We start from the raw sequence: 23,347 nt of genomic DNA on the forward strand, positions 1-23,347 counted from the left end.
TCAGTCCCGGGCAAGCCCGCTTGGGCCCGTGCGCTGAGCTGTATCTGCAGGTGCTATACGCGCCTCCGCTAGCCGTTGGGCTCGCTTTCATCCGCCTCGTCGAGGTCGAGCAGGACCACGCCCTGGGCGTCGCGCCTGACCCGGGTGATGCCCGGGTGTTCGTCCTCCAGGCGCTGCAACTCCTGTTCCTGGCGGTCGATGGCCGATTGCTGGCTGCGCACCTGGGCCAGCAGGCGCTGGTTTTCGAAGCGCAGCAGGTAGAGGTCGACGGCCGACTCGATCGCCGCCTCTAGTTCGTAGTCGTCCCAGGGCTTGGAAAGGAAGCGGTAGATCTCCGCCCGGTTGATCGCCTGCATCATCGACTGGCGATCGCCGTGGGCGCTGAGCATCATGCGGATGGCATGGGGCTGGCGCTGCTTGGCGAACTGCAGGTAGGTGATGCCGTCGAGGCTGGGCATCTGGTAGTCGGAAATGATCACCGCGAACTCATGTTCGCTGAGGGCCTCCAGCGCCGCCTGGCCATCGCTGAAACTGTGCACCTCCCAGCGATGCGGACGCAGCACCCGCTGCAGGGCGCTGAGGATATGCGGGTCGTCATCAAGCAGTTGGATCTTGATCATCATGGCTCTCCGTCGGGGGGCGCCGCGGCGTCTTCGGGCTTGCGCACGAACAGGGTGTAGTGCCCCCCCTCGGAGGTCTCGAAGGCGATCAGCTTGTCGATCAGTACGCGGGTCAGGGGTTTGCCCTGGTTGAGCAGGAGCATGCCGTTTTCCGCGTGGAGGTTGCGCGCCAGCACCATGCCTGGCTCCAGGCGGCGGCTATCCAGGGCGAGAATGCTGGCGTCGGCCAGGGCCAGGTCGGGGGCCAGGGTGGTGCACAGGGCGATAAAGTGTTCGCACAGCTGCGGGTCGTACAGCCGCCCGGCGTATTTCTGCATCAGCAGCAGGGCTTCGTCGCGGTTCAGCCGACGTTCCAGAATCAGGCCGCGCTGCAGTTCGATAAAGTCCACCGCCAGCTTGAGGATGCGCGAGCCGAGGGGGATGGCCGTGCCGGCCAGGTGGTCGGGATAGCCCTGGCCATCCCAGCGCTCCTGATGATGGCGGATCAGGCGTCCGGCATCGTGCAGCGGCTCCAGGGTCATCAGCAGGCTTTCGCCGACCACCGGGTAGTGCCGGTAGCGCGCCCGCTCTTCCTTGTACAGCAGGTCGGCGGGGCGCTGCAGCAGGTGGTCATCCCAGGTCAGTTTGCCGATGTTGTACATGGCCGCCGCCATCGCCAGGTCGTTGCTGCTGGAGTCGTCGAGTTGGCGGAAGTCGGCATAGGCCTTGACCAGGGCGATCACCTGGGTGTTGGTCTGCTGTTCCTTGCTCAGGCGCTGGCCGACCAGGTTGGCGAACACCTCGGTGGCGGTGACATAGCTCCTGCGCAGCTCGGCGTAGGCCAGGTCGAGCATGTCGGCGGTCTGCTCAAGTTCGGCGGTGCGGTCGCGCACGCGTTGCTCCAGCGTTGCGTTGAGCTCCTGCAGGCGCTGGTTCTGCTCGCGGGCCAGGGTTTCCAGGCGCATGCGCTCGCGTTCGGAGTGCTGGAAGGCCAGGGCCTGGCCGATGATCAGGCGCAGCTCGTGGTCATCCCAGGGTTTGCTGATATAGCGGTAGATCTGCCCCTGGTTGATCGCCTTGACCGTGGTGGTCAGGTCGGCATAGCCGGTCAGCAGGATGCGCAGGCAGTGCGGCCAGCGCTGCTGCACCTGGGCCAGCAGCGCCGCACCGTCCATGCCGGGCATGCGCGCATCGGAAATCACTAGGTCGATGGGCTGTTCGGCGAACAGCTGCAGGGCCGCTTCGCCGCTGTTGCACGTCAGGAGCCGGTAGGGTTCGTTGCGCAGCACCCGGCGCAGGCTGTTGAGGATGTTTTCCTCGTCGTCGACCAGCAGCAGGGTGGCGAGCGGCGGAGTTTCGGCTGCATTCATGGGCGCGGGCCGTCCGCTTGTGGCCTGGCATTGACCTGGCGTATCGGCAGGGTAATGCGAAAGCGTGTGCCGACATCCGGCTCACTGTGTACCTCGATGCGGCCGTTGTGTTTCTGCACGATGTTGTAGGACAGCGCCAGGCCCAGGCCCGTGCCTTTGCCCACCGGCTTGGTGGTGAAGAAGGGTTCGAAGATGCGATTGAGCAGTTTGGGGTCGATGCCCTTGCCGTTGTCTTCGACCTCGATCCAGGCCCAGTCGTTATCGCAGCCGGTGCGCAGGGTGATGCGGCCGAACTGCTCGATGGCGTGGGCGGCGTTGACCAGCAGGTTCATCGCCACCTGGTTGATCTGCGACAGGATGCACTCGACCTCGGGCAGTTCGCCGTATTCCTTGATCACCTCGGCCTTGTACTTGAGCTCGTTGTTGACCACGTTGAGGGTGGTGTCCAGGCCGCGGTGCAGGTCGGCCGGGCGGAATTCGTCCTCCTCGATATGGGAGAAGTCCTTGAGTGCGCTGATGATCCGGGTGACCCGGTCGATGCCGTCTTCCGATTCGCTGATCAAGGCCGCCACATCGCCGCGGATATAGTCGTATTCCAGCTGGCGCTTGAGCTGGCGCAGTTCATCGAGGTCGCCGGCCGCATCCACCGCATCGGCGATCTTCAGCAGGTCGCGGACATAGCCGTCGAGGGTCTTGAGGTTGGAAAACACATAGCCGATGGGGTTGTTGATCTCATGGGCGACCCCGGCGGCCAACTGGCCGATGGCGGCCATCTTCTCCGATTGCAGCAGTTGGCTGTTGGCGGTTTCCAGCTTGCGCAGCAGCTGGTCCTGCTCGGCCTGCTTGCTGCCCAGGGCCTTGAGCGCGGCCCGCAGCTGCTCGTTGCCCTGGGCCACGGCGCTGGTGTCGTACACCACCAGGCCAAAATGCGCGGTTCCGTCCGGGGTGGCGAAGGGAAACAGCAGGGTGCTCTGCAAGGCCAGCAGGTTGGGCTCGCTGCCCGCGGTCTGCAGCTGCAGCGGCGGCATTTCCAGCCAGTGGTTGTAGACATGCTGGTTGTGCTCGCGGGCCAGTTCGATGCTGCGGCTGAAATCGGCCGAACTGGCTTCCGGAAAGACCTCGGTCAGCAGCTGCCCGCCGGCCAGTTCGAGGGGCGTGGCGCAGCGCTCGGCGACAAAGCGGTTCCAGTACTGAATCCGCATCTGCGCATCCAGCACTATGATTCCGAGGTGGATATTGCCGATCAAGGCACCGAGCAGTTGAGCCGTGAATCCTTCCATTGCAAGTTCCTTCTTAGCAGCAAGACTGGACTCTTAGGCTAGAGTATTAGTCGAATCACCCAGGGTAGCCAGAATTCAGACGCCATAAATATGCCGTTCATGGCGAAGTGCTACTGCCTGTGTTGTTTAGCCAATAAGTCAGGTTAGACCATGCTCCATGCCGAGAGTGACAGACTGATTGCCTACCGCTTCACCTTCGCCGACGGGCAAACGTTGGAACACGGCGTTGATCTGCAGGGGCCGGCCGCTCCGGTCGAGGCGGCGGCCTGGGCTCGCCTGGATTTTCAGCAGTGCCCGCACTGCCCCTTGGCGGTCGCGGACAGTGCGCTCTGTCCCTTCGCGGCGGCCCTGCAGCAGCCGGTCAGCATGCTGGCCAGCCATGCCTCGTTCGAGCCGGTGGAGGTGCTGGTGCGCTGGCGTGACCGGGAAATCCGCCAGCGCACCACCTTGCAGCGTGCCGCCGGCTCGTTGCTGGGGGCCATTGGCGCGGCCAGCGGTTGCCCGCATACCCGGCTGCTCAAGGCCATGGCCTGGTTCCATCAGCCATTCAGCGGCAGTGACGAGACACTGTTCCGGGTGTTGGGCAGCTACCTGCTGGGCCAGTACCTGCGCACGCAGCATGGCCTGTCTGCGGACTGGGACCTGGAAGGGCTGCGCACGGTGTACCGCAACCTGCGCCAGGTCAACCTGGGCATGGCTCAGCGTCTGCGCTGCGCCGCCGAGGAGGATTCCAGTATCAATGGCCTGATCCTGCTCGACCTGCTGGCCGCCGACACCCTGTACAGCCTCGACCGCTACGACGGCGAACTGGACCGCTTCTTCGCCGAGTACCTGGACGAGCCGGCGGGCGACTGAGCCCGTGTGGCGCGGCGGTGGGTCGACTAGTTCAGCGGCACCCCTGCCACCCGGTTGCGGCCACTGTGCTTGGCCTGGTACAGCGCCCGGTCGCTGGCGGCGTACAGTCGCTCATAGCTGCACGCCTGCCCGGCAGCAATGGCCACCAGGCCGATGCTGACGGTCAGCGCCAGCTCCAGGCCGTCGACCCGACGTAATTGCTGCTCCACGTTCTGGCGCAGCAACTCGGCGACCTGCCGACCCTGCTGCAGATCGCAATCGGGCAGCAGCAGAACGAACTCCTCACCGCCAATACGCGCCAGGCTGTCGCTGGCCCGCACCAGGCTGGCCAGCAGGGCGGCGGTCTGGCGGATCACCCGGTCGCCCAGCGGGTGACCGTACTGGTCGTTGATCTGCTTGAAATGATCGAGGTCGAGCATCAGCAGGCACAACGGCTGCTGGTTGCGCTCGGCGCGCAGCAGTTCGTGGGTGACGATCTCGCCGAAGGCGCGGCGGTTAAGCAGGCCGCTCAGCGGATCGTGTTCGGCCAGGTAACTGAGGCGGGCGTTCTGCTGCTCAAGCAGCGCTTGTTGGGTCTCCAGGCGTTGTTGTTGGCTCTGAATCTTGACGAAGTGGTGCCACTGCGACCAAGCCAGGGCCATGGCAATGGCACAGATGGACAGGCCGTTGACCCGGTTGCTGAGTAGCAGGGCTGGGTCGCTCTGGGTTTGGCCGATGGCCCAGATAAACAGCCCCAGGGTCGTGGCAAACAGCAGCAGGGCGGCGAGCGGGCGATGCAGAAACACCAGTGCCACCAGGGTGCAACCGACCAGCAGTGGGGTGATATTGCTGGTCACCAGCTGGTCGACGCTGCTGATCAGCGCGGCAAAGCCCAGGGTGCCGAGAATGCCGACTGTGATACATGCCTGGCGCAGCCGCAGTCGCTGTGGGCGACGGTCGAGCCACCAGGCGGCCAGGGCCAGCAGGCCGAAGAACAGCAGCATGCCGGCATGGGCCAGGATAATGCCCTGCAGCCACAGTGCCTCGTTGGCCGACTGCGCCGGGCGACCCCAGAACATCCAGATATGCAGCAGGTTGACCGGCGGTGCCAGGGGCGCGGCCAGCTTCAGGCGGTGCAGGTTGTGTTCCAGCTGCACGGGGTGCCATTGCCGCTGAGTCAGGGTCTGCCAGTCGATACCGCCGATATGCAACCTATGCGCTCCGTCCACTCAGTGGTGATGTCGGGGTGGCATCACTGGGCCCTAAGTTACAGGGCTTTTGTCGCCAAGGCGATGCGACCCGCGTCGCATACGACCAGGCCCGCTGCATCGCTGCGGCGGGCCTGGTCGTGTAGGGGCGCTGCGCACCGGCATGGGGTGCAGGTGCGGCTTACAGCAGGCCCAGCTCCATGGCGGTGCGATCCACCGCCCGTTTGGTCTTTTCCACCAGCTCGTCCAGCTCGGTGCGCCCGGCCACCAGGGCCGGGGCCATGATCATGCGGCCCAGGGTGGAACGGATGATCAGGCCTTCCTCGAAGCCGATGGTGCGGCAGCGCCAGGCGATATCGTTCTCGTTGGCGAAGCGCTTGCGGCTGGCCTTGTCCTCGGCGAACTGCAGGGCGGCGACCAGGCCGGTGCCCTGAATATCGCCGACCAGCGGGTGATCGCCGAACACCTGACGCAGGCACTGCTGCAGGTAGGGGCCGGTGTCGTCCTTGACCTGGCTGACCACGCCTTCATCGCGCAGCGCCTTGATATTGGCCAGGGCCACGGCGGCCGCCACCGGGTGGCCGGAATAGGTCAGGCCGTGGGCGAATACCCCGCCTTGTTCCACCAGTGCTTCGGCGATGCGCTTGCTCAGTACCAGGCCGCCCATGGGCACATAGCCCGAGGTCAGGCCCTTGGCGATGGACAGGGTATCCGGCTGGAAGTCGAAGTGCTGGTGGGCGAACCATTCGCCGGTACGGCCGAAACCGCCGATCACTTCGTCGGCGCACAGCAGCACGTCGTACTGGCGGCAGATGCGCTGGATCTCCGGCCAGTAGCTTTCTGGCGGGAAGATCATGCCGCCGGCACCCTGGAAGGGCTCGGCGATAAAGCCGGCGACGTTTTCCGCGCCCAGTTCGAGAATCTTCTCCTCCAGTTGCAGGGCGCAGCGGCGGCCGAATTCGGCCGGGGTCAGCTCAGCGCCATTGGCGTACCAGTAGGGCTCGTCGATATGGGCGATATCCGGCAGCATGCCGCCCATCTCGTGCATGAATTTCATCCCGCCCAGGGCCGTGGCGGCCAGGGTGGAGCCGTGGTAGCCGTTCCAGCGGCCGATCATCACCTTCTTCTCAGGCCTGCCGAGAATCTGCCAGTAGCGGCGCACGGTGCGGATCAGCACCTCGTTGGCTTCGGAGCCGGAGTTGGTGTAGATGGCGTGGCTGTAGTGGCTCGGCAGCAGGCTGAACAGGGTTTCCGACAGCTCGACCACCGCCGGGTGAGTGGTGTGGAAGAACATGTTGTAGTACGACAGCTGCTCCATCTGCTTGGTCGCGGCCTGAACCAGGTCCTGGCGGCCGTAGCCGAGGTTGGTGCACCACAGGCCGGACATGCCGTCCAGATAGCGCTTGCCGTCGTTGTCCCAGAGGTACAGGCCCTCGCCGCGCACCATCACGCGGGGTCCTTCGGCGTTGAGCGCCTTCTGGTCGACAAAGGCATGGATATGGTGGGCGGCATCCAGCGCCTGGTAGTCCTGGGTCTGGCGGTTGGGGGTATGGGGGACTGTCATTTTCAACAACCTCGGTGATTAGCTGTGGTGTTCGAGTAAGTCGGGGGCGAGCCCCCGGCGGGACTTCATTGACGGGCCAGCACCTTGTCGATGGGCTCGGGGGTAAACAGGGGCTTGCGCATCACCAGCTTGATCCACAGCACGGCGATGATCGATACCAGGCCGAGTACCGCACCTGCACTGTAGAAGATCGACGCGGTCATCTCCGGGGCGGGCGACACGTAGTAGATCGACACCAGCATGCCGGCGATGCCAAGGATCTGCGGCAGCGGGTAGAAGGGCGTCTTGAACGGCCGTGGCAGATCCGGGTAGCGGCGGCGCAGGGCGATCACATCCAGGTGGCAGATGATATAGGCCAGCAGCCAGGCCACAGCCGCGGCCAGCAGCAACAGGCCGATCGCGGCCGGGTCGTCGCCCATAAACACCACCGGCAGGCCGGTGATCAGGGCGACGAACAGCACGGCGACCCAGGGAGCCTGGTGCTTCTTGCTCAGCAGCTTGAACTGCGGGAAGGCCTGGCCGTTGACCGCCATGCCGTAGAGCATGCGCGGGATGGCCGCCAGCGAGGTGTTGACCGTGCTGCAGGTGGCGGTGATGGCGGCCACTACCAGGAAAATCTTGCCGCCTTCGCCGAACAGGGCGGTGGCGAACAGGTAGTGCGGCAGGGCCGAGCCGGCCAGTTCATCCTGGGGCACATAGAGCAGCGCGCCGACGCAGTAGAGGGCGATGGTGATAAAGATCACCGTCACCCCGAGGATCATCGACCAGGGAATATTGCGCTGCGGGCGACGGGATTCTTCCACCAGCGGGCAGACGAACTCGGCCCCGACGAAGCCCCAGATGGCCAGCGCCACCAGGGTCATCACGCTGGCTCCCATGGGGTTCCAGTCGCTGCTGATGGCGGTGCTCAGCGCCGGCTCGCTGCCGCTGCCGGTCACCGCCGCCAGGCCCAGGGCCAGCAGCACGACGACCATGATCAGCGCCAGGGCCGACTGCAGGCGGGCGAAGATGTCGATGCCGAGCAGGTTGAGCAGGGTAAACGCCACCAGCACCCCATAGGCGATCAGCATGCTGGGGAAGGCACCCGGATACACCTCATTGATGATCAGGTCGAGCAGCAGCAATTCCGCCGAGAGGGCGAACATCGCCACCACCACATAGCCGGAGAAGGTCGCCAGGATGGCCGGAAAATGCCCCAGGGCCACCTCGGTGTAACTGCTCAGGCTGCCGGCGCGGGGGATCATCAGCGCCAGTTCGGCGAACGACAGCACATAGGTCAGGGCGAGGACGAAGGCCAGGGCCAGGGGGATCAGAAAGCCCAGGCCGGCGATGCCAGCACCTTGCAGCATCAGCACCATCACACCCTGGGAAACCACCAGGCCGATGGCCACGGCCAGCAGAGCGGTCAGGCCCAGGCTGGGTTTGCGTTTGCGCGCGGCTGCGCTTGCCTGAGCCAGGCCAAGGGGGGAAGCAAGGCTGATATCGGGATCATGCATGGGAGTTCTCCTGCAATCTTGTTGTTGTGTCAGGTGAATCACACGCGGCAGTGGCCGCAGTTATCGCCGCGTTCTGAGCACGCAGTTATCGCCGCGCTCTGAGAACGCAGGTATCTCCGAGCTCTTGAGAGCGCAGTTGTCTGCTGCACTCTTGGAGGCGCAGTTGTGGGTAGCGTTTGGCGTCTGTTCAGGCCCGTGTGGGCAAGGGCCTGGGTTAACGCAGCAGGGCGTCAGCCGGCGCTCAGGGGCGCAGCTGGAACCAGGTGGTCTTCATCAGGCTGTATTTGTCGAAGGCATGCAGCGACAGGTCGCGGCCGAAGCCCGATTGCTTGCAGCCGCCGAACGGTACGCAGACGTCGAGGGCGTCCACGGTGTTCACCGACACGGTGCCGGCACGTAGACGTTTGGCCACGCGGTGGGCGCGGTTGAGGTCGTCGGTCCACAGCGAGGCGGCCAGGCCGTACTGGCTGCTGTTGGCCAGGCGCACGGCCTGCTCTTCACTGTCGAAGGGCATTATCGCCAGCACCGGGCCGAACACTTCCTCCTGGGCCAGCTGCATGTCCGCGGTCACGCCGGTGAAGATGGTCGGCTGGATAAAGTTGTCCGAACCGTTACACGTCAGGCGCTGACCACCGCAGGCCAGAGTCGCGCCCTGGCTCTGCGCGCGGTCGATAAAAGCCATGATGCGCTCGGCCTGGCGCGAGTCGACTATGGCCCCGGCACGGCTGGCCGGGTTTAGCGGATCGCCCGGTTGCCACTGCTGCGCCTTGGCGATCAGGCGCTGGACGAACTCATCGTGAATTGAGCGCTCGACCAGCAGGCGCGAGTTGGCCGAGCAGACTTCGCCCTGGTTGAAGAAGATCGCGAAGGCGGCCTTTTCCGCGGCCAGGTCGAGGTCCTGGCAGTCGGCGAACACCAGGTTGGCGCTCTTGCCGCCGCACTCCAGCCACACCTGCTTGAGGTTGGACTGCGCCGCGTAGGCCATAAAGTACTTGCCCACCTCGGTGGAGCCGGTGAAGGCCAGGCAGTCCACGTCCATATGCAGGCCCAGGGCCTTGCCGGCGCTTTCGCCCAGGCCCGGCAGCACGTTCAGTACCCCGGCCGGCAAGCCGGCTTCCAGAGCCAGCTGGCCCAGGCGCAGGGCGGAGAAGGGCGACTGCTCGGCGGGCTTCAAGACCACCGAGTTGCCGGCGGCCAGGGCCGGAGCCAGCTTCCAGGCGGCCAGATCCAGGGGGAAGTTCCACGGTACCACCGCGCCGATCACCCCCAGGGGCTCGCGGGTGATGGTGGCCAGGGCGTCGCTGGCGGTCGGGGCGACCTCGTCGTAGCGCTTGTCCAGGGCCTCGGCGTACCAGCTGAAGACCTGCGCCGCGCCGGGCACGTCGATGTTGTAGGCATCCATTACCGGCTTGCCCATGTTCAGCGAGTCGAGCAACGCCAGTTCTTCGCGGTTGGCCATGATCAGCTCGGCCAGGCGCAGCAGCACCTGCTTGCGCTCACGCGGTGCCATGCGCGCCCAGGGGCCTTGCTCGAAGGCCTGGCGGGCGCTGGTCACGGCCGCGTCGACATCGGCCGCGGCGCAGGCGGCGACTTCGGCCAGCAGTTGATTGTTGGCCGGGTTGACCGAGGCGAAGGTTGCGCCGCTCTGCGCCGGGCGCAACTGGCCGTCGATCAGGGCCTGGGTGATAAAGCCTTGCGCGGCGGCGCGCTTTTGCCAATCGCTGTACTGCAACATCGCCTCTATCCTCATACCGGGGCCGTAAACGGCTTGTCGGGTGCCGTAAGCGGCTTCTTGTGGTTGTCGAGGTCGATGGTGGCCCAGGTCGGCTTTGAGGAAAATTAGTAAATATATGCTCGCAGGCCATTAAAAAACTGGGCAGCCCCAGTGGCGGGCCTGGGGTATGTTGGCTGCATATAGTCAGCACAAGACGGCCAGCAGGCCGCTATCGAGGAGGTATCCATGGCCGCCTACACCCTGCGCCAGCTCAAGTATTTCGTCACTACAGTTGAGTGCGGCAGCGTGGCTGAGGCCTCGCGCAAGCTGTATATCGCCCAGCCGTCGATCTCCACGGCGATCAAAGGCCTGGAGGAGAGCTTCGGCCAGCAGTTGTTTATCCGCCACCACGCCCAGGGCGTGTCGCTGACCCCAGGCGGTGCGCGCTTCTACAAGAAGGCCGGGGAGCTGCTGCGCATGGCCCGCGAGTTCGAACAGAACGCCCTGGCCGACAATGACGTGGTCGCCGGGCAGATCGATATCGGCTGCTTCGAGACCGTCGCGCCGCTCTACCTGCCGCGCCTGATCGCCGGCTTCAATGCGCTCTACCCGGGCGTGGAAATCCGCATCCGCGACGGCGAACAGCAGGAGCTGGTGCAGGGCCTGACCGCCGGGCGTTTCGATCTGGCGATCCTCTATGACCACGATCTCGATGCGACCATCGCCAGCGAGGCGCTGATGCCGGCGCAGAAGCCCTATGCGCTATTGCCCGAAGGCCACCGCTTTACCGGCCAGGCCCAGGTGTCGCTGCGCGACCTGTGCCTGGAGCCGATGATCCTGCTCGACGTGCAGCCGAGCCGCACCTACTTCGTCAGCCTGTTCGAGGAGCTGGGCCTGACGCCCAATATCGTCTTCAGCTCGCCGTCGATCGAGATGGTCCGCGGCATGGTCGGTCAGGGCTTCGGCTTCTCCCTGCTGGTGACCCGGCCGCATTCGGAGTGCACCTACGACGGCAAGAAGGTGGTGATGGTGGATATTGCCGAACCGGTGACCAGCTCGGGATTGGCCGCCGCCTGGCTGAAACGCGCGCAGCTGACCAAGCCGGCGCAGCTGTTTGTCGAGTTCTGCAAGGAGCAGTTGGGCGCACCGACGGCTAGCAATGAGTAGGGTGCGCTGTGCGCACCAGTCCAGGCCATAAACACCTGGTGCGCACGGCGCACCCTACGGGGAAGCCTAGCGTTCGATGGCCAGCGCCACGCCCTGACCGCCGCCGATGCACAGGGTGGCCAGGCCCTTCTTGGCATCGCGCTTGATCATCTCGTGCAGCAGGGTCACCAGAATCCGGCAGCCGGAGCCGCCGATAGGATGGCCGAGGGCGATGGCCCCGCCGTTGACGTTGACCTTGCTGGCGTCCCAGCCCAGTTCCTGGCCGACGGCCAGGGCCTGGGCGGCGAAGGCCTCGTTGGCTTCGATCAGGTCCAGCTCGTCGAGCTGCCAGCCGGCCTTGGCCAGGCAGCGCTGGGTGGCGCTGACCGGGCCGATGCCCATGATTGCCGGGTCGACGCCGGCGTTGGCGTAAGCGGCTATCTTCGCCAATACCGGCAGGCCGAGGGCCTGGGCTTTGGCGGCGCTCATCAGCAGCACCGCGGCGGCCCCGTCGTTGAGGCTGGAGGCGTTGCCGGCGGTGACGCTACCGTCCTTCTTGAACGCGGCTTTCAACTTGCCCAGCGACTCGGCCGTGGTGCCGGCGCGGGGTTGTTCGTCGGTGGCGAAGGCGATGGGGTCGCCCTTGCGCTGGGGGATCAGTATCGGGGTGATTTCAGCAACGAAGCGCCCGGCCTCGATGGCGGCGCAGGCCTTCTGCTGCGAGGCCGCGGCGAAGGCGTCCTGTGCTTCGCGGGATATGTCGTATTTCTCGACCAGGTTCTCGGCGGTGATGCCCATATGGTAGTCGTTGAAGGCGTCCCACAGGCCGTCGACGATCATCGTGTCGAGCATCTGCGCATGGCCCATGCGCAGGCCGGTGCGGGCCTTGGGCAGCACGTAGGGCGACAGGCTCATATTCTCCATGCCGCCGGCGATCATCACCTCGGCATCGCCGCAGCGGATCGCCTGGGCGGCCAGATGCAGGGCCTTGAGGCCCGAACCGCAGACCTTGTTCAGGGTCAGGGCCGGCACCGCGTGGGGCAGGCCGGCGAGGATGGCGGCCTGGCGCGCCGGGTTCTGTCCGCTACCGGCTGTCAGCACCTGGCCGAGTATCACTTCGTCGACTTGCGCGCCGTCCAGGCCGGTTTGCGCCAGCAGCTGGCGGATCACGGCCGCGCCCAGCTCGGGGGCGGGAATGCTGGCCAGCGAACCCTGGAAGCTGCCGGTGGCGGTACGGGTGGCGGCGACTATGACGACGTCTTGCATAGGGCGATCCTCATCTGGGGGGCGCGGCAGGCCGCGAAAGGCCGCTATGTTGGCACAGAGGCTTTGCCTGCGGCCAGCACGCGAACCGCCCGGTCAGCCGTCCGCTCAGCCGCCTGGCGGCAGCTGCAGGCGCTTGCGCGCGCGATGGATGGCACCGCTGCGCACGGCCCAGCGCAGCAGCGGGGCCAGGCTGTGGACACCGCTCCGAATCAGGCGACTGCGCAGCGGCCTGATCCGCTGGCCGAGCATGTCCTGGGCCCAGATCGGCAGCAGGTCGATGCCGGCCTGCAGCAACAACCGGGCCGCAGGTGCGGCGAGGGTGCTGGGGGCCGGGGCACCCCGCAGGATGCGCAGAATCTCCAGGGAGCGCTGATCGCAGCGCAGTTCGGGACGTATGGCAGCGAGATAGGCGGCGACCTCGGCCCGTGAGCGCGGCACCCCGGTGGCCCCCAGGCGTTCGGCGATCAGGGCGATTTCCCCGTAGTAGCGGTCCTGATCCGCGCCGGACAGCAGTGGGTTGCGGTAGCGCAGATGGGCCTGGAGGAAGCTGTGCACCTCGGCCACATGCACCCAGGTCAGTAGCGCCGGGTCGCTGGCGGCATAGGCGCGGCCATCCGGCGCGGTGCCGCTGACCTTGAGGTGGATGGTCCTGACCCGCTCGATCAGCCAGTCGGCATCGGCGCGGCAACCGTAGGTGGTGCCGGAAATAAATTGCCCGGTGCGGCGCAGGCGGCCGAGCAGGTCGTCGCGAAAGTTGGAATGGTCCCACACCCCGGCCAGGGCCAGCGGGTGCAGCGCTTGCAGGAGCAGGGCGCTGATGCCGCCGATCAGCATGCTGGTGAAGTCGCCATGCACCTGCCAGCTCACCGAGTCCGGGCCGAACAGGCCGGGGTCACCCTTGGGCTTCTCGAAGTCGATCTGGCCGAGGGCGATGCCGCTGAGGCTGAGTACCTGGCTTTCGATCCGGCGGCGAAGAAATTCCATGACGCGCTATGGCTCGAGTGAGGGGTTGTAGGAGCCAGGGGGACGCCTAGTTATTGCTGACGATCAGGTGCGGATCGCCAGCAAGCTAGCTCCTACGTGAGCACCGCTTTATCGGTTCAGGCGCTGTTCGATCAGGCTGTCCACCACGCTGGGGTCGGCCAGGGTCGAGGTGTCGCCCATGTTTTCCAGCTCGTTGCAGGCGATCTTGCGCAGGATGCGCCGCATGATCTTGCCCGAGCGGGTCTTGGGCAGGCCCGGTGCCCACTGGATCAGCTCCGGTCTGGCGAAGCCGCCGATCTCCTTGCCGACCAGGGCCAGCAGCTCTTTCTTCAATTCTTCGCTGACCTCCACGCCGTTCATCGGGGTGACGAAGGCATAGATTCCCTGGCCCTTGAGGTCGTGGGGGTAGCCGACCACCGCCGCCTCGGCGACCGCGTCATGCAGGACCAGGGCGCTTTCCACCTCGGCGGTGCCGATGCGGTGGCCGGAGACGTTGATCACGTCGTCGACCCGTCCGGTGATCCAGTAGTAGCCGTCCTCGTCGCGGCGCGCGCCGTCGCCGCTGAAGTAGTAGCCGGGGTAGGGCTTGAGGTAGGTGTCGATCATGCGCTGGTGATCGCCGTAGACGCTGCGGATCTGGCTCGGCCAGCTGTCCTTGATCGCCAGCACGCCTGAGCCTGGGCCGTCGATTTCCTTGCCCTGTTCATCCAGCAGCACCGGCTGCACGCCGAAGAACGGCCGGGTCGCCGAGCCAGGTTTGAGGTCGGTGGCACCGGGCAGTGGGGTGATCAGGATGGCCCCGGTTTCGGTCTGCCACCAGGTGTCGACGATGGGGCAGCGGCGCTCGCCGACCACGTTGAAATACCACTCCCAGGCTTCCGGGTTGATCGGTTCGCCCACCGACCCGAGCAGGCGCAAGCTGGCCCGCGAGGTGGCCTTGACCGGGGCCTCGCCCTCGCGCATCAGTGCGCGCAGGGCGGTCGGGGCGGTGTAGAAGATATTCACCTGATGCTTGTCGATCACCTGCCAGAAGCGCGAGGCGTCCGGGTAGTTCGGCACGCCTTCGAACACCAGACTGGTGGCCCCGTTGGCCAGGGGGCCGTAGACGATATAGCTGTGTCCGGTGACCCAGCCGACGTCGGCGGTGCACCAGTAGATATCGCCTTCGTGGTAGTCGAACACGTACTTGTGGGTCATGGCGGCCATCAGCAGATAGCCGCCGGTGCTGTGCAGCACGCCCTTCGGCTTGCCCGTCGATCCCGAGGTATAGAGGATAAACAGCGGGTCCTCGGCGTCCATCGGCTCCGCTGGGCAGTCGCTGGAGGCCTCGTGCAGGGCCTTGTGGTACCAGATGTCGCGGCCTTCCACCCAGTCGATCTCACCCTGGGTGCGCTCGACCACCACCACGCTGGACACCGCCGGGCAGCTCTGCAACGCCTTGTCGACGTTGGCCTTGAGCGCCACGTACTTGCCGCCGCGTACGCCCTCGTCGGCGGTGATCACGGTGCGGCAGTCTGCATCGAGGATGCGGTCGCGCAGCGCGTCCGGGGAGAAGCCGCCGAACACCACCGAATGCACCGCGCCGATACGGGTGCAGGCGAGCATGGCGTAGGTGGCTTCGGGGATCATCGGCATATAGATGCACACCCGGTCGCCTTTCTTCACCCCACGGCTTTTCAGCACGTTGGCCAGGCGGCAGACGTGGCTGTGCAGCTTGTTGTAGGTGATGTTGGCCGATTCGCTGGGGTTGTCGCCTTCCCAGATCAGGGCGATCTGCTCGCCCCGGGTGGCCAGATGACGGTCGATGCAGTTGTAGCTGACATTCAGCTGCCCGCCCTTGAACCAGCTGCCCTGGCCACTGAGCAGATCGCCTTGCTGGATGCTGTCCCAGGGCTTGAACCAGTCGAGGAAGCTTTTCGCCTGCTCGGCCCAGAAGATGTCCGGTTGTTCGACCGACTGGCGGTACAGACGCTGGTAATCGTCGTCGTTGATATGGGCGCGCTGGCGCATGGCAGCAGTGACGGGATGGCGGGTGATCTCGAACATGGCGGGTCCTTGTTGTTGTGTTCCGCGATACCCCCAAGGGTGCACCCAAGCGGGGGCTCGGTTCAAGTGTCGCTGCCGAGCCCCGCCATGGCCCGGCAGCGGCGCGCGCCCGTCAGCCGCGATGACGCTCGCGGAAGTGGCGGATCAGGCCCTGGGTCGAGGCATCGCTGGCCGCTTCGTCGAGCTGCCCGGTGAGGCGCTGGTAGACGCCCTTGCCCAGCTCCTTGCCCAGTTCGACACCCCACTGGTCGAAGGCGTTGATGCCCCAGATGGCGCTCTGCACGAAGACCTTGTGCTCGTACAGGGCGATCAGCGCCCCCAGGTTGTAGGGGGCCACGCGGGTCAGTACGAGGATATTGCTCGGGCGGTTGCCGGGAATTTCCTTGTGTGGAGCCAGGCGCTGCACCTCGGCCTCGTCCAGGCCCTGGGCGCGCAGCTCGGCCTCGGCCTCGGCGCGGGTCTTGCCGTGCATCAGGGCCTGGGCCTGGGACAGGCAGTTGGCGAACAGCCACTGGTGGTGGTCGGCCAGGGGGCTGAAGCTGTTCACCGGGACGATAAAGTCGGCCGGGATCAGTTGGGTGCCCTGGTGCAGCAGCTGGTGGTAGGCGTGCTGGCCGTTGCAGCCGACCCCGCCCCAGATCACCGGCCCGGTGCTGAAGTCCACTGGGCTGCCGTCCTGGCGCACCGACTTGCCGTTGGACTCCATGTCCAGTTGCTGCAGGTGCTTGGTGAAGTTACGCAGGTAGTGGTCGTAGGGCAGGATGGCCTGGCTGGTGGCGTCCCAGAAATTGCCGTACCAGATGCCCAGCAGGGCCATCAGCACCGGCATGTTCTGCGCCAGCGGGGCCTGGGCGAAATGCTGATCCATGGCGTAGGCCCCGGCCAGCAGTTCCTTGAAGTTGGAAATGCCGATGGCCAGGGCGATGGGCAGGCCGATGGCCGACCACAGGGAGTAGCGGCCGCCCACCCAGTCCCACATCGGGAAGATGTTCTCGGCCTTGATGCCGAACTCGATGGCGGCCTGCTGGTTGCTGGTGACCGCAATAAAGTGTTTGTGCAGCTCGGCTTCCGGGCCGCCCATGGCCAGGTACCAGTCGCGCGCGGCCAGGGTGTTCTTCAGGGTTTCCAGGGTGCCGAAGGACTTGGACGAAACGATAAACAGGGTGGTTTCCGGGTTCAGCCGGGCGGTCAGGTCGCGGAACTCGCTGCCGTCGATATTGGCCAGGTAATGGCAGCGTACGCCGCGCTGAGTAAAGGGCCGCAGCGCTTCGGAAACCAGCTGCGGGCCGAGGAAGGAGCCGCCGATACCGATATTCACCACCTCGGTGATGGGCTTTTCGCTGTAACCGCGCCACAGGCCACTGTGGATGCGGCTGACCAGCTCGGTCATCTGGTTGAGGACCCGGTGCACCTGCGGGATCAGGTCGACCCCGTCCAGCTCCAGGCGCTTGCCGATCGGGCTGCGCAGGGCCGTGTGCAGCGCCGCACGGCCTTCCGAGGCATTGACCCGCTCGCCATTGAACTGGGCCTCGATCGATTCGCCCAGGCCGGCCTGCTCGGCCAGTTGCACCAGCAGCGTCAGGGTTTTTTCGCTGATCAGGTTCTTCGAGTAATCCAGCAGCAGGCCACAGCTGCTCAGGGAGAAGCGGTCAAAGCGCTGTGGGTCGCCGGCAAAGGCCTCGCGCATGCTGAAGTCGTTCATCTGTTCGCGGTGCTGGCGCAGTGCCTGCCAGGCGGGCAGCTGAGTGACGTCATGCGGTTGCTGGTAATAGGCCATTGGCGGTGGATTCCTTGTCGTGGTCGGTGGCGAAAAGCAAAAGGCCCGGAACAATCCGGGCCTCGAGTGTAACTGGCAGGGGCGGGGGGCAGGCAACCGTCGGGTGCGCGGATTACCCGGCCGGGCTCAGGCGTCCAGCTCCAGAACCAGGTTGTCGATCAAGCGGGTGCTGCCGATAAAGGCCGCGACCAGAATCACCAGCTGGCGGTCCTCGGCGCTGGCCGGGCGCAGGCTGTTCGCTTCGCGGATCTCCAGGTAGTCGGGCTGGAAACCGGCCGCGCTCTGCAGTTGCTGAGCCTGGGCGATCAGTCCGGGGTAGTCGCGTTCGCCGGCCCGGATGGCGCTGGCGATCTGTTCCAGGCTGCGATACAGGGCAGGGGCCGCGGCGCGCTGTTCGGCGTCGAGGTAACCGTTGCGCGACGACAGCGCCAGACCATCCTCGGCGCGTACGGTGGGCTCGCCGATGATCTGGATCGGCATGTTCAGGTCGCGCACCAGGGTGCGGATCACCGCCAGTTGCTGGTAGTCCTTCTGGCCGAACACCGCCAGATCCGGCTGGACCATATTGAATAGCTTGGTCACCACCGTGGCCACGCCTTCGAAATGCCCAGGGCGGCTGGCCCCGCACAGGCCTTCGGAGACGCCGGCAACGCTGACCCGGGTCTGACCGGCCAGGCCGTGGGGATACATCTCCTCGACATCCGGGGTAAACAGCAGGTTGCAGCCGGCTTCGAAGAGCTTCTCCTGATCGGCGACCAGGGTCCGCGGGTAGGTGTCCAGGTCTTCGCTGGGGCCGAACTGCAGGGGGTTGACGAAGATGCTGGCCACCACGAAATCGGCGCGCTGGGCGGCTTTGGCCACCAGGGCGGCATGGCCGGCATGCAGGTTGCCCATGGTCGGTACGAAACCGATCTGTTTGCCCTCGCTGCGGGCCTGGGCAATGGCGGCGCGCAATTCGCGCACGCTTTTAACTGTGTTCATGCAGAAAACCCGTGTTCGGCTGCTGGGAAGCTCTGGTCCTTGACCGCTTTGACATAGGCGCTGAGGGCGTGCTGGATGCTGCTCTGGCCGGTCATGAAGTTCTTCACGAACTTGGGCGTGCGGCCGCTCAGGGACAGCCCGAGCATATCGTGCAGTACCAGCACCTGGCCGTCGGTTGCGCCGCCCGCGCCGATGCCGATCACCGGAATCTTCACCGCCTGGCTGATTTCCGCGGCCAGTTCGCTGGGCACGCACTCGAGCAGCAGCATGGCCGCGCCGGCCTGCTCCAGGGCCATGGCGTCGGCACGCATCTGCCGCGCCTGGGCTTCCTGACGTCCTTGAACCTTGTAGCCGCCGAGGATATTCACCGCCTGCGGCGTCAGCCCCAGGTGCGCGCATACCGGCACACCGCGCTCGGCCAGCTGGCGAATCGGCTCGGCCAGCCAGGCCGCGCCTTCCAGTTTGACCATATGGGCACCGGCCTGCATCAGTGCGGCGCAGTTGTTCAGGGTCTGTTCGAGGGTGGCGTAGGCCATAAAGGGCAGGTCGGCGAGGATCAATGCGCCCCGGTTGCCGCGTTTGACGCAGGCGGTGTGGTAGGCCATATCGCTCACGCTGACCGGCAGGGTGCTGTCATGGCCCTGCAGAACCATACCCAGGGAGTCGCCCACCAGCAGTACATCAACCCCGGCCTCGCAGGCGGCCTGGGCGAAGGTGGCGTCATAGCAGGTCAGCATGGCGATCTTCTCGCCGCTCTGCTTGAGGCTGTGCAGGGTGGTCAGGGTTACATCAGGCATGAAAACTGTCCTCACTCAGGCATTCAGTCGGCAGTCGCGCTGCCTCAAGTTGGCCTGCATTGGCCTCGAATTGCACCGGTGCGGGGCAACGGGACGCCTATAGTCCTGATGGGGCGGCTGGAAGTCAATTGCAGGTGTTACCGGCCTGTTACTGGCGTTACCGCCAATAAAACCTGCTGCGCTCGGTTATGCGCCATGAAAAGCAGGTTCAACGTGATTCGTCTATGCGCTCCAGACCTGCGAAGGGGCAGGCGGCGAGCAGTGCGCTGAGGGCGCGGCCGTCCGGCAGATACAGCTGCGGGGCGATTTCCGCCAGGGGGTAGAGGACGAAGGCGCGGGCGTGCATATGGTAGTGCGGCACGGTCAGGCGCGGTTCATCCAGCTGGCGTTCACCGAACAGCAGGATATCCAGGTCGAGGGTGCGTGGGCCCCAGCGTTCGGCCTTGCGCATGCGGCCCTGCTCCTGCTCGATGGCCTGCAGGGCGTCGAGCAGTTCCAGGGGGGGGAGTTCGGTGTCCAGTGCGGCCACGGCATTGACGTAGCGCGGCTGGTCAGCCGGGCCGAGCGGGTCGCTGATATAGAAGGAGGACTGCGCCGTCAGGCTCGTCTGCGGCAGGGCCGCCAGCGCCGCCAGGGCGCTGCGCAGTTGTTCGAGCGGATCGGCCAGGTTACTGCCCAGGCCGATATAGACCCGTTCCATCATTCGCCAGCGCTGGGGCTGCTGCCGTCCGCGGCCGGGCTGCGTTTGCGCTTGCTGCTACTGCGCTTGCGCTTGCGCGGCGCGCCTGGGCCGTCGTCCTTGCTGCTGAGGTCGCGGATCATGCCGCGACGCTCGCTGTCGCTGGCGTCCTGGTAGAGGGTCCACCAGTCGCCCAGGCCATCGGTCTGCTCGCCGGCGCTTTCGCGCAGCAGGAGGAAATCGTAGCCGGCGCGGAAGCGCGGGTTCTCCAGGAGCAGGTCGGCGCGCTTGCCGCTGCGCCGTGGCAGGCGCTCCTGCATATCCCAGATCTCGCGGATCGGCAGGGTAAAGCGCTTGGGCACGGCGATGCGCAGGCACTGTTCGCTGATCAGTTCGTGGGCGGCTTCCTGCATGGCCGGGATCGGCGGCATGCCGCGCTCCTGCAGCTTGATCACCCGTGCCGGCAGCGCCGGCCAGAGCAGGGCGGCGAAGAGGAAAGCCGGGGTGACGGTCTTGCCTTGCTGGATACGCAGGTCGGTGTTACCCAGGGCGTTGCGGATCAGCTGGTCGGTGTAATCCGGGTTGTTCTTGAGTGCCGCGGCACTGGCCGGGAACAGCTCGCCAAACAGGCCGTAGTCCACCAGCAGTTCATAGGTGTAGACCGCGTAACCGGCGAGGAACAGCTTGAGCACTTCCTCGAACAGGCGGGCGGCGGGGATTTCCCGCAGCATCGGGGCCAGCTTGTAGATGGGGGCGGCGCTGTGTTTCTCGATGTCGAAATCCAGCTTGGCGGCGAAGCGCACCGCCCGCAGCATGCGCACCGGGTCTTCCTGGTAGCGCTTGGTCGGATCGCCGATCAGGCGGACCAGGTGGTTGCGGATGTCGTGCACGCCATTGGCGTAGTCGAGGATACGCTCGGTGCCGGGGTCGTAATACAGCGCATTGATGGTGAAGTCGCGGCGCTGGGCGTCGTCTTCCAGGCTGCCGTAAATATTGTCGCGCAGGATGCGCCCGCTTTCGTTGCGTGAAGACAGGTTGCTGTTCTCTTCCTCATCGCCTTCGGGGTGATTGGCGCGGAAGGTGGCCACTTCGATGATTTCGCGGCCGAAGTGCACGTGTACCAGCTTGAACCGCCGGCCGATCACCCGCGCATTGCGGAACTCGGCGCGTACCTGTTCGGGCGTGGCGCTGGTGGCGACGTCGAAATCCTTGGGGTCGATATCCAGCAGCAGGTCACGCACGCAGCCACCGACCAGATAGGCCTGGTAGCCGGCATGTTGCAGGCGCTCGACCACGCTGGTGGCATAGCGACTGATTTCCCGGCGCTCGATGGGGTGCTGGCTGCTGCTTAGCACTTCGGGGGTGCTGTGCGAGTGTTTGCCGCGGCGCAGAGGGGAACGAAAGGACTTGAACAGCTTTTTCAGCATGGGAGGCACTGTTTGACTAAATGACTGGCCAGAGTATATGCCGGCCGCAGGAATGGCGCGGATTCTAGCATTGAGTCGGGGGAGGGTGTAGGAGAGTCGAGGGATTGCTGCAGGAAAGGCGGTGAGCTTAGCAAAACGCGGAAGCTACTGGGGGAGCCGAAGCTCCCCCCCAAATTGGTGCGTGCTCTATTTTTATTATTATGGCGGGCTAGTTGTTTTTGTTGATTTACCCGTTCCATCCAGTCAAAGACTTTTGGAAAACCTCCCAGGCTGGGAGTTAAGAGCAAACGGATTTCTTTGGATGCTGACGCTACCCTGATCACCAAGTGACCTAACCAGTTCAGGCACTGCCTTGTGGCAGTTTTATTGTTCTCGGCCTGGTTATGGGGCAAGCCCCAAAGGCAATTCCTTTCCAAAAGAATCAGTTAGCTGCGCCTCCGCGTTGTTGTACTTATTGTGCTGGAGTCGGTATGTCTTATTTTTATTAGGTTGGTGCGTGCTTGTTATTGTTGTTGTACCAGCAATAAAGCAGAACCCGTGCCAGTTTTTGAAAACCCTTTAAAAACAAGGCTTTGCGTTTTTTGCCTGCGATGGGTAGGGCTAAAAAAGCCGGGTTCTCGTTACCGTAAGACCCGGCTTTTGTTACTAGGTGTTGAAGAGGTAACAGGCTGCGGAACCTTGGGCACGATGATTTGTCACCGTGCGCGCCCACTAGCCTGTCGCGGCCCCCGAGGATTTACGCCGGGGGATGCCCAGGCGCTGGCGGCGTTCCCACAGGCACTTGCGGCTGATGCCGAGCTTGCGCGCCAACTCGGTCTCGGTCATATGGTCCTGGTGTTCGAGGACGAAGTGCTGGAAGTAGTCTTCCAGTGACAGGTCTTCGGTCGGCTCGCTGGGCTCGTGACCCAGGCCACTGGCCTGGCCGGACAGGCCGCTATAGTCATCCTCCAAGTCGTCCAGCTCGATGTCGATGCCCAGCAGCTCTGCGGAAATACTGGTGCCCTCGCAGAGAATCACCGCGCGCTCGATGGCATTTTCCAGTTCGCGCACGTTACCCGGCCAGGGGTAGTGGCGGATCGCCTGTTCGGCATCGTTGGCAAAGCTCAGGTCGTTACGGCCCTGGCGGTTGCACTGGCGGATCAGGAAGGCGCGGGCGATCTCGATCACGTCGGCCCCGCGTTCGCGCAGGGGCGGCAGCTTGAGGGCGATCACGTGCAGGCGGTAATACAGGTCTTCGCGGAACTGGCCGATCTTGGCCAGGCTCTTGAGGTCGCGGTGGGTGGCGGCGATCAGGCGCACGTCGACCTTCTGCGACTGCACCGAGCCGACCCGGCGGATCTCGCCTTCCTGCAACACGCGCAGCAGACGGGCCTGGGCTTCCAGGGGCAGTTCGCCGATTTCGTCGAGGAACAGGGTGCCGCCGTCGGCGGCTTCCACCAGGCCGGCACGGCCGGCGCTGGCCCCGGTAAAGGCCCCTTTCTCATGGCCGAACAGTTCGGATTCGATCAGGGTTTCCGGGATGGCGGCGCAGTTCACCGAGATCAGCGGGGCCTTGGCGCGCCGCGAGAGGTTGTGCAGGGCGCGGGCCACCAGCTCCTTGCCGGTGCCGGACTCGCCCTGGATCAGCACGTTGGAGTCGGTCGGCGCGACCTTGCGAATCTTGCTGTACATCTCCTGCATGGCCGGGCAGGAGCCGATAATGCCGATTTCGCCGTTGCTGTTGTCCACCGCTTTGTCGGCGTTGGCCCGCGGGCTGGCGGCGGGGGCGCTGGGGACCTGCTTGGCCTGCTGGTGATCGCGCAGGATGCGCGCCACGGCCTGGAGCATTTCGTCGTGGTCGAAGGGCTTGGCGATATAGTCCACCGCGCCCATCTTCATCGAGTCGACCGCCGAACGCAGGCTGGCGTAGCTGGTCATGATCAGCACCGGGGTGCCCTGGCTGAGCTTGATCAGCTCGGTGCCGGGCGCGCCGGGTAGGCGCAGGTCGCTGACGATCAGGTCGAAGCCGGGAATGCTGAAGCGTTCCTGCGCCTCTTGCACCGAACCGGCTTCGCTGACCTGGTATTGGTTGCGTTCCAGCAGGCGACGCAAGGCAGAGCGGATAATGGTTTCGTCTTCGACGATCAAAATATGAGGCATCAATTCGGTCTCTCGACGGTCTCGGAAACCCTCACGGGGT

The 23,347-nt window shown here is 65.1% G+C and carries 18 protein-coding genes; 2 read left to right on the forward strand and 16 right to left on the reverse strand.

What is annotated here, in order from left to right; all coding sequences use genetic code 11:
• Nucleotides 1-68: 68 nt before the first annotated feature.
• Genes AACY13_RS04625 through AACY13_RS04635 form a run of 3 tightly spaced genes read right to left on the reverse strand, consistent with a single transcriptional unit; the run spans nucleotide 69 to nucleotide 3,249 of the window.
• A complete protein-coding gene (locus AACY13_RS04625; protein ID WP_339459615.1) occupies nucleotides 69-620 on the reverse strand; it encodes a response regulator in 552 nt (183 codons plus the stop codon).
• Nucleotides 620-1,969: an HD domain-containing phosphohydrolase gene (locus AACY13_RS04630; RefSeq protein WP_339459616.1), complete on the reverse strand. Its 1,350-nt coding sequence runs from the start codon at nucleotides 1,967-1,969 to the stop codon at nucleotides 620-622. Before AACY13_RS04630 ends, AACY13_RS04625 begins: the two co-directional genes overlap by 1 nt.
• On the reverse strand, nucleotides 1,966-3,249 hold the full coding sequence (locus AACY13_RS04635; RefSeq protein WP_339459617.1) for an ATP-binding protein: 1,284 nt from the start codon (nucleotides 3,247-3,249) through the stop codon (nucleotides 1,966-1,968). The genes AACY13_RS04630 and AACY13_RS04635 overlap by 4 nt, the downstream gene beginning before the upstream one ends.
• 150 nt (nucleotides 3,250-3,399) lie before the next feature.
• Here AACY13_RS04635 and AACY13_RS04640 point away from each other — a divergent pair, with 150 nt between their 5' ends.
• The gene (locus tag AACY13_RS04640; protein ID WP_339459618.1) at nucleotides 3,400-4,104 is read left to right on the forward strand and encodes a DUF6901 family protein; all 705 of its coding nucleotides are present in this window, start codon (nucleotides 3,400-3,402) and stop codon (nucleotides 4,102-4,104) included.
• Between the two features lie 26 nt (nucleotides 4,105-4,130).
• Here the strand turns inward: AACY13_RS04640 and AACY13_RS04645 are convergent, their stop codons facing one another.
• The 4 genes from AACY13_RS04645 to AACY13_RS04660 form a co-directional block, all read right to left on the reverse strand.
• The gene (locus AACY13_RS04645) at nucleotides 4,131-5,294 is read right to left on the reverse strand and encodes a GGDEF domain-containing protein (RefSeq protein WP_339459620.1); all 1,164 of its coding nucleotides are present in this window, start codon (nucleotides 5,292-5,294) and stop codon (nucleotides 4,131-4,133) included.
• Nucleotides 5,295-5,472: 178 nt separating this feature from the next.
• Nucleotides 5,473-6,855 (reverse strand): aspartate aminotransferase family protein, encoded by a 1,383-nt coding sequence (locus AACY13_RS04650; protein ID WP_339459621.1) that lies wholly within the window; start codon nucleotides 6,853-6,855, stop codon nucleotides 5,473-5,475.
• Between the two features lie 65 nt (nucleotides 6,856-6,920).
• Complete coding sequence (locus tag AACY13_RS04655; RefSeq protein ID WP_339459622.1) at nucleotides 6,921-8,351, reverse strand: APC family permease; 1,431 nt, start codon at nucleotides 8,349-8,351, stop codon at nucleotides 6,921-6,923.
• 241 nt (nucleotides 8,352-8,592) lie between these two features.
• Nucleotides 8,593-10,086: an aldehyde dehydrogenase gene (locus AACY13_RS04660; protein WP_339459623.1), complete on the reverse strand. Its 1,494-nt coding sequence runs from the start codon at nucleotides 10,084-10,086 to the stop codon at nucleotides 8,593-8,595.
• A gap of 225 nt (nucleotides 10,087-10,311) precedes the next feature.
• Here AACY13_RS04660 and AACY13_RS04665 point away from each other — a divergent pair, with 225 nt between their 5' ends.
• On the forward strand, nucleotides 10,312-11,232 hold the full coding sequence (locus tag AACY13_RS04665) for a LysR family transcriptional regulator (protein ID WP_339459624.1): 921 nt from the start codon (nucleotides 10,312-10,314) through the stop codon (nucleotides 11,230-11,232).
• A 66-nt stretch (nucleotides 11,233-11,298) separates the two neighbouring features.
• Here AACY13_RS04665 and AACY13_RS04670 read toward each other — a convergent pair whose 3' ends face one another.
• The 9 genes from AACY13_RS04670 to AACY13_RS04710 all read right to left on the reverse strand — a co-directional run bounded on the left by AACY13_RS04670 (nucleotide 11,299) and on the right by AACY13_RS04710 (nucleotide 23,307).
• The gene (locus tag AACY13_RS04670; RefSeq protein ID WP_339459626.1) at nucleotides 11,299-12,477 is read right to left on the reverse strand and encodes an acetyl-CoA C-acetyltransferase; all 1,179 of its coding nucleotides are present in this window, start codon (nucleotides 12,475-12,477) and stop codon (nucleotides 11,299-11,301) included.
• A 105-nt stretch (nucleotides 12,478-12,582) separates the two neighbouring features.
• The gene (locus AACY13_RS04675; protein WP_339459628.1) at nucleotides 12,583-13,461 is read right to left on the reverse strand and encodes an oxygenase MpaB family protein; all 879 of its coding nucleotides are present in this window, start codon (nucleotides 13,459-13,461) and stop codon (nucleotides 12,583-12,585) included.
• Between the two features lie 108 nt (nucleotides 13,462-13,569).
• The gene (gene acs / locus AACY13_RS04680) at nucleotides 13,570-15,507 is read right to left on the reverse strand and encodes an acetate--CoA ligase (protein ID WP_339459629.1); all 1,938 of its coding nucleotides are present in this window, start codon (nucleotides 15,505-15,507) and stop codon (nucleotides 13,570-13,572) included.
• Nucleotides 15,508-15,619: 112 nt separating this feature from the next.
• The gene (gene pgi, locus AACY13_RS04685; protein WP_339459630.1) at nucleotides 15,620-17,284 is read right to left on the reverse strand and encodes a glucose-6-phosphate isomerase; all 1,665 of its coding nucleotides are present in this window, start codon (nucleotides 17,282-17,284) and stop codon (nucleotides 15,620-15,622) included.
• Nucleotides 17,285-17,410: 126 nt separating this feature from the next.
• Nucleotides 17,411-18,265, reverse strand: coding sequence for a pantoate--beta-alanine ligase (gene panC / locus AACY13_RS04690; RefSeq protein ID WP_339459631.1), 855 nt, complete (start codon nucleotides 18,263-18,265; stop codon nucleotides 17,411-17,413).
• Complete coding sequence (gene panB, locus AACY13_RS04695; RefSeq protein ID WP_339459632.1) at nucleotides 18,262-19,062, reverse strand: 3-methyl-2-oxobutanoate hydroxymethyltransferase; 801 nt, start codon at nucleotides 19,060-19,062, stop codon at nucleotides 18,262-18,264. The genes panC and panB overlap by 4 nt, the downstream gene beginning before the upstream one ends.
• A gap of 208 nt (nucleotides 19,063-19,270) precedes the next feature.
• On the reverse strand, nucleotides 19,271-19,765 hold the full coding sequence (folK, locus tag AACY13_RS04700) for a 2-amino-4-hydroxy-6-hydroxymethyldihydropteridine diphosphokinase (RefSeq protein ID WP_445262524.1): 495 nt from the start codon (nucleotides 19,763-19,765) through the stop codon (nucleotides 19,271-19,273).
• Nucleotides 19,762-21,168, reverse strand: a complete 1,407-nt coding sequence (locus AACY13_RS04705) for a polynucleotide adenylyltransferase PcnB (protein WP_339459635.1) — start codon at nucleotides 21,166-21,168, stop codon at nucleotides 19,762-19,764. Before AACY13_RS04705 ends, folK begins: the two co-directional genes overlap by 4 nt.
• Before the next feature lie 711 nt (nucleotides 21,169-21,879).
• Nucleotides 21,880-23,307 (reverse strand): sigma-54-dependent transcriptional regulator, encoded by a 1,428-nt coding sequence (locus tag AACY13_RS04710; RefSeq protein WP_339459636.1) that lies wholly within the window; start codon nucleotides 23,305-23,307, stop codon nucleotides 21,880-21,882.
• Between the last annotated feature and the right edge of the window lie 40 nt (nucleotides 23,308-23,347).

Origin of the sequence: Pseudomonas sp. EA_105y_Pfl2_R69 (genome assembly GCF_963970915.1) — a bacterium.
GTDB lineage: Bacteria > Pseudomonadota > Gammaproteobacteria > Pseudomonadales > Pseudomonadaceae > Aquipseudomonas.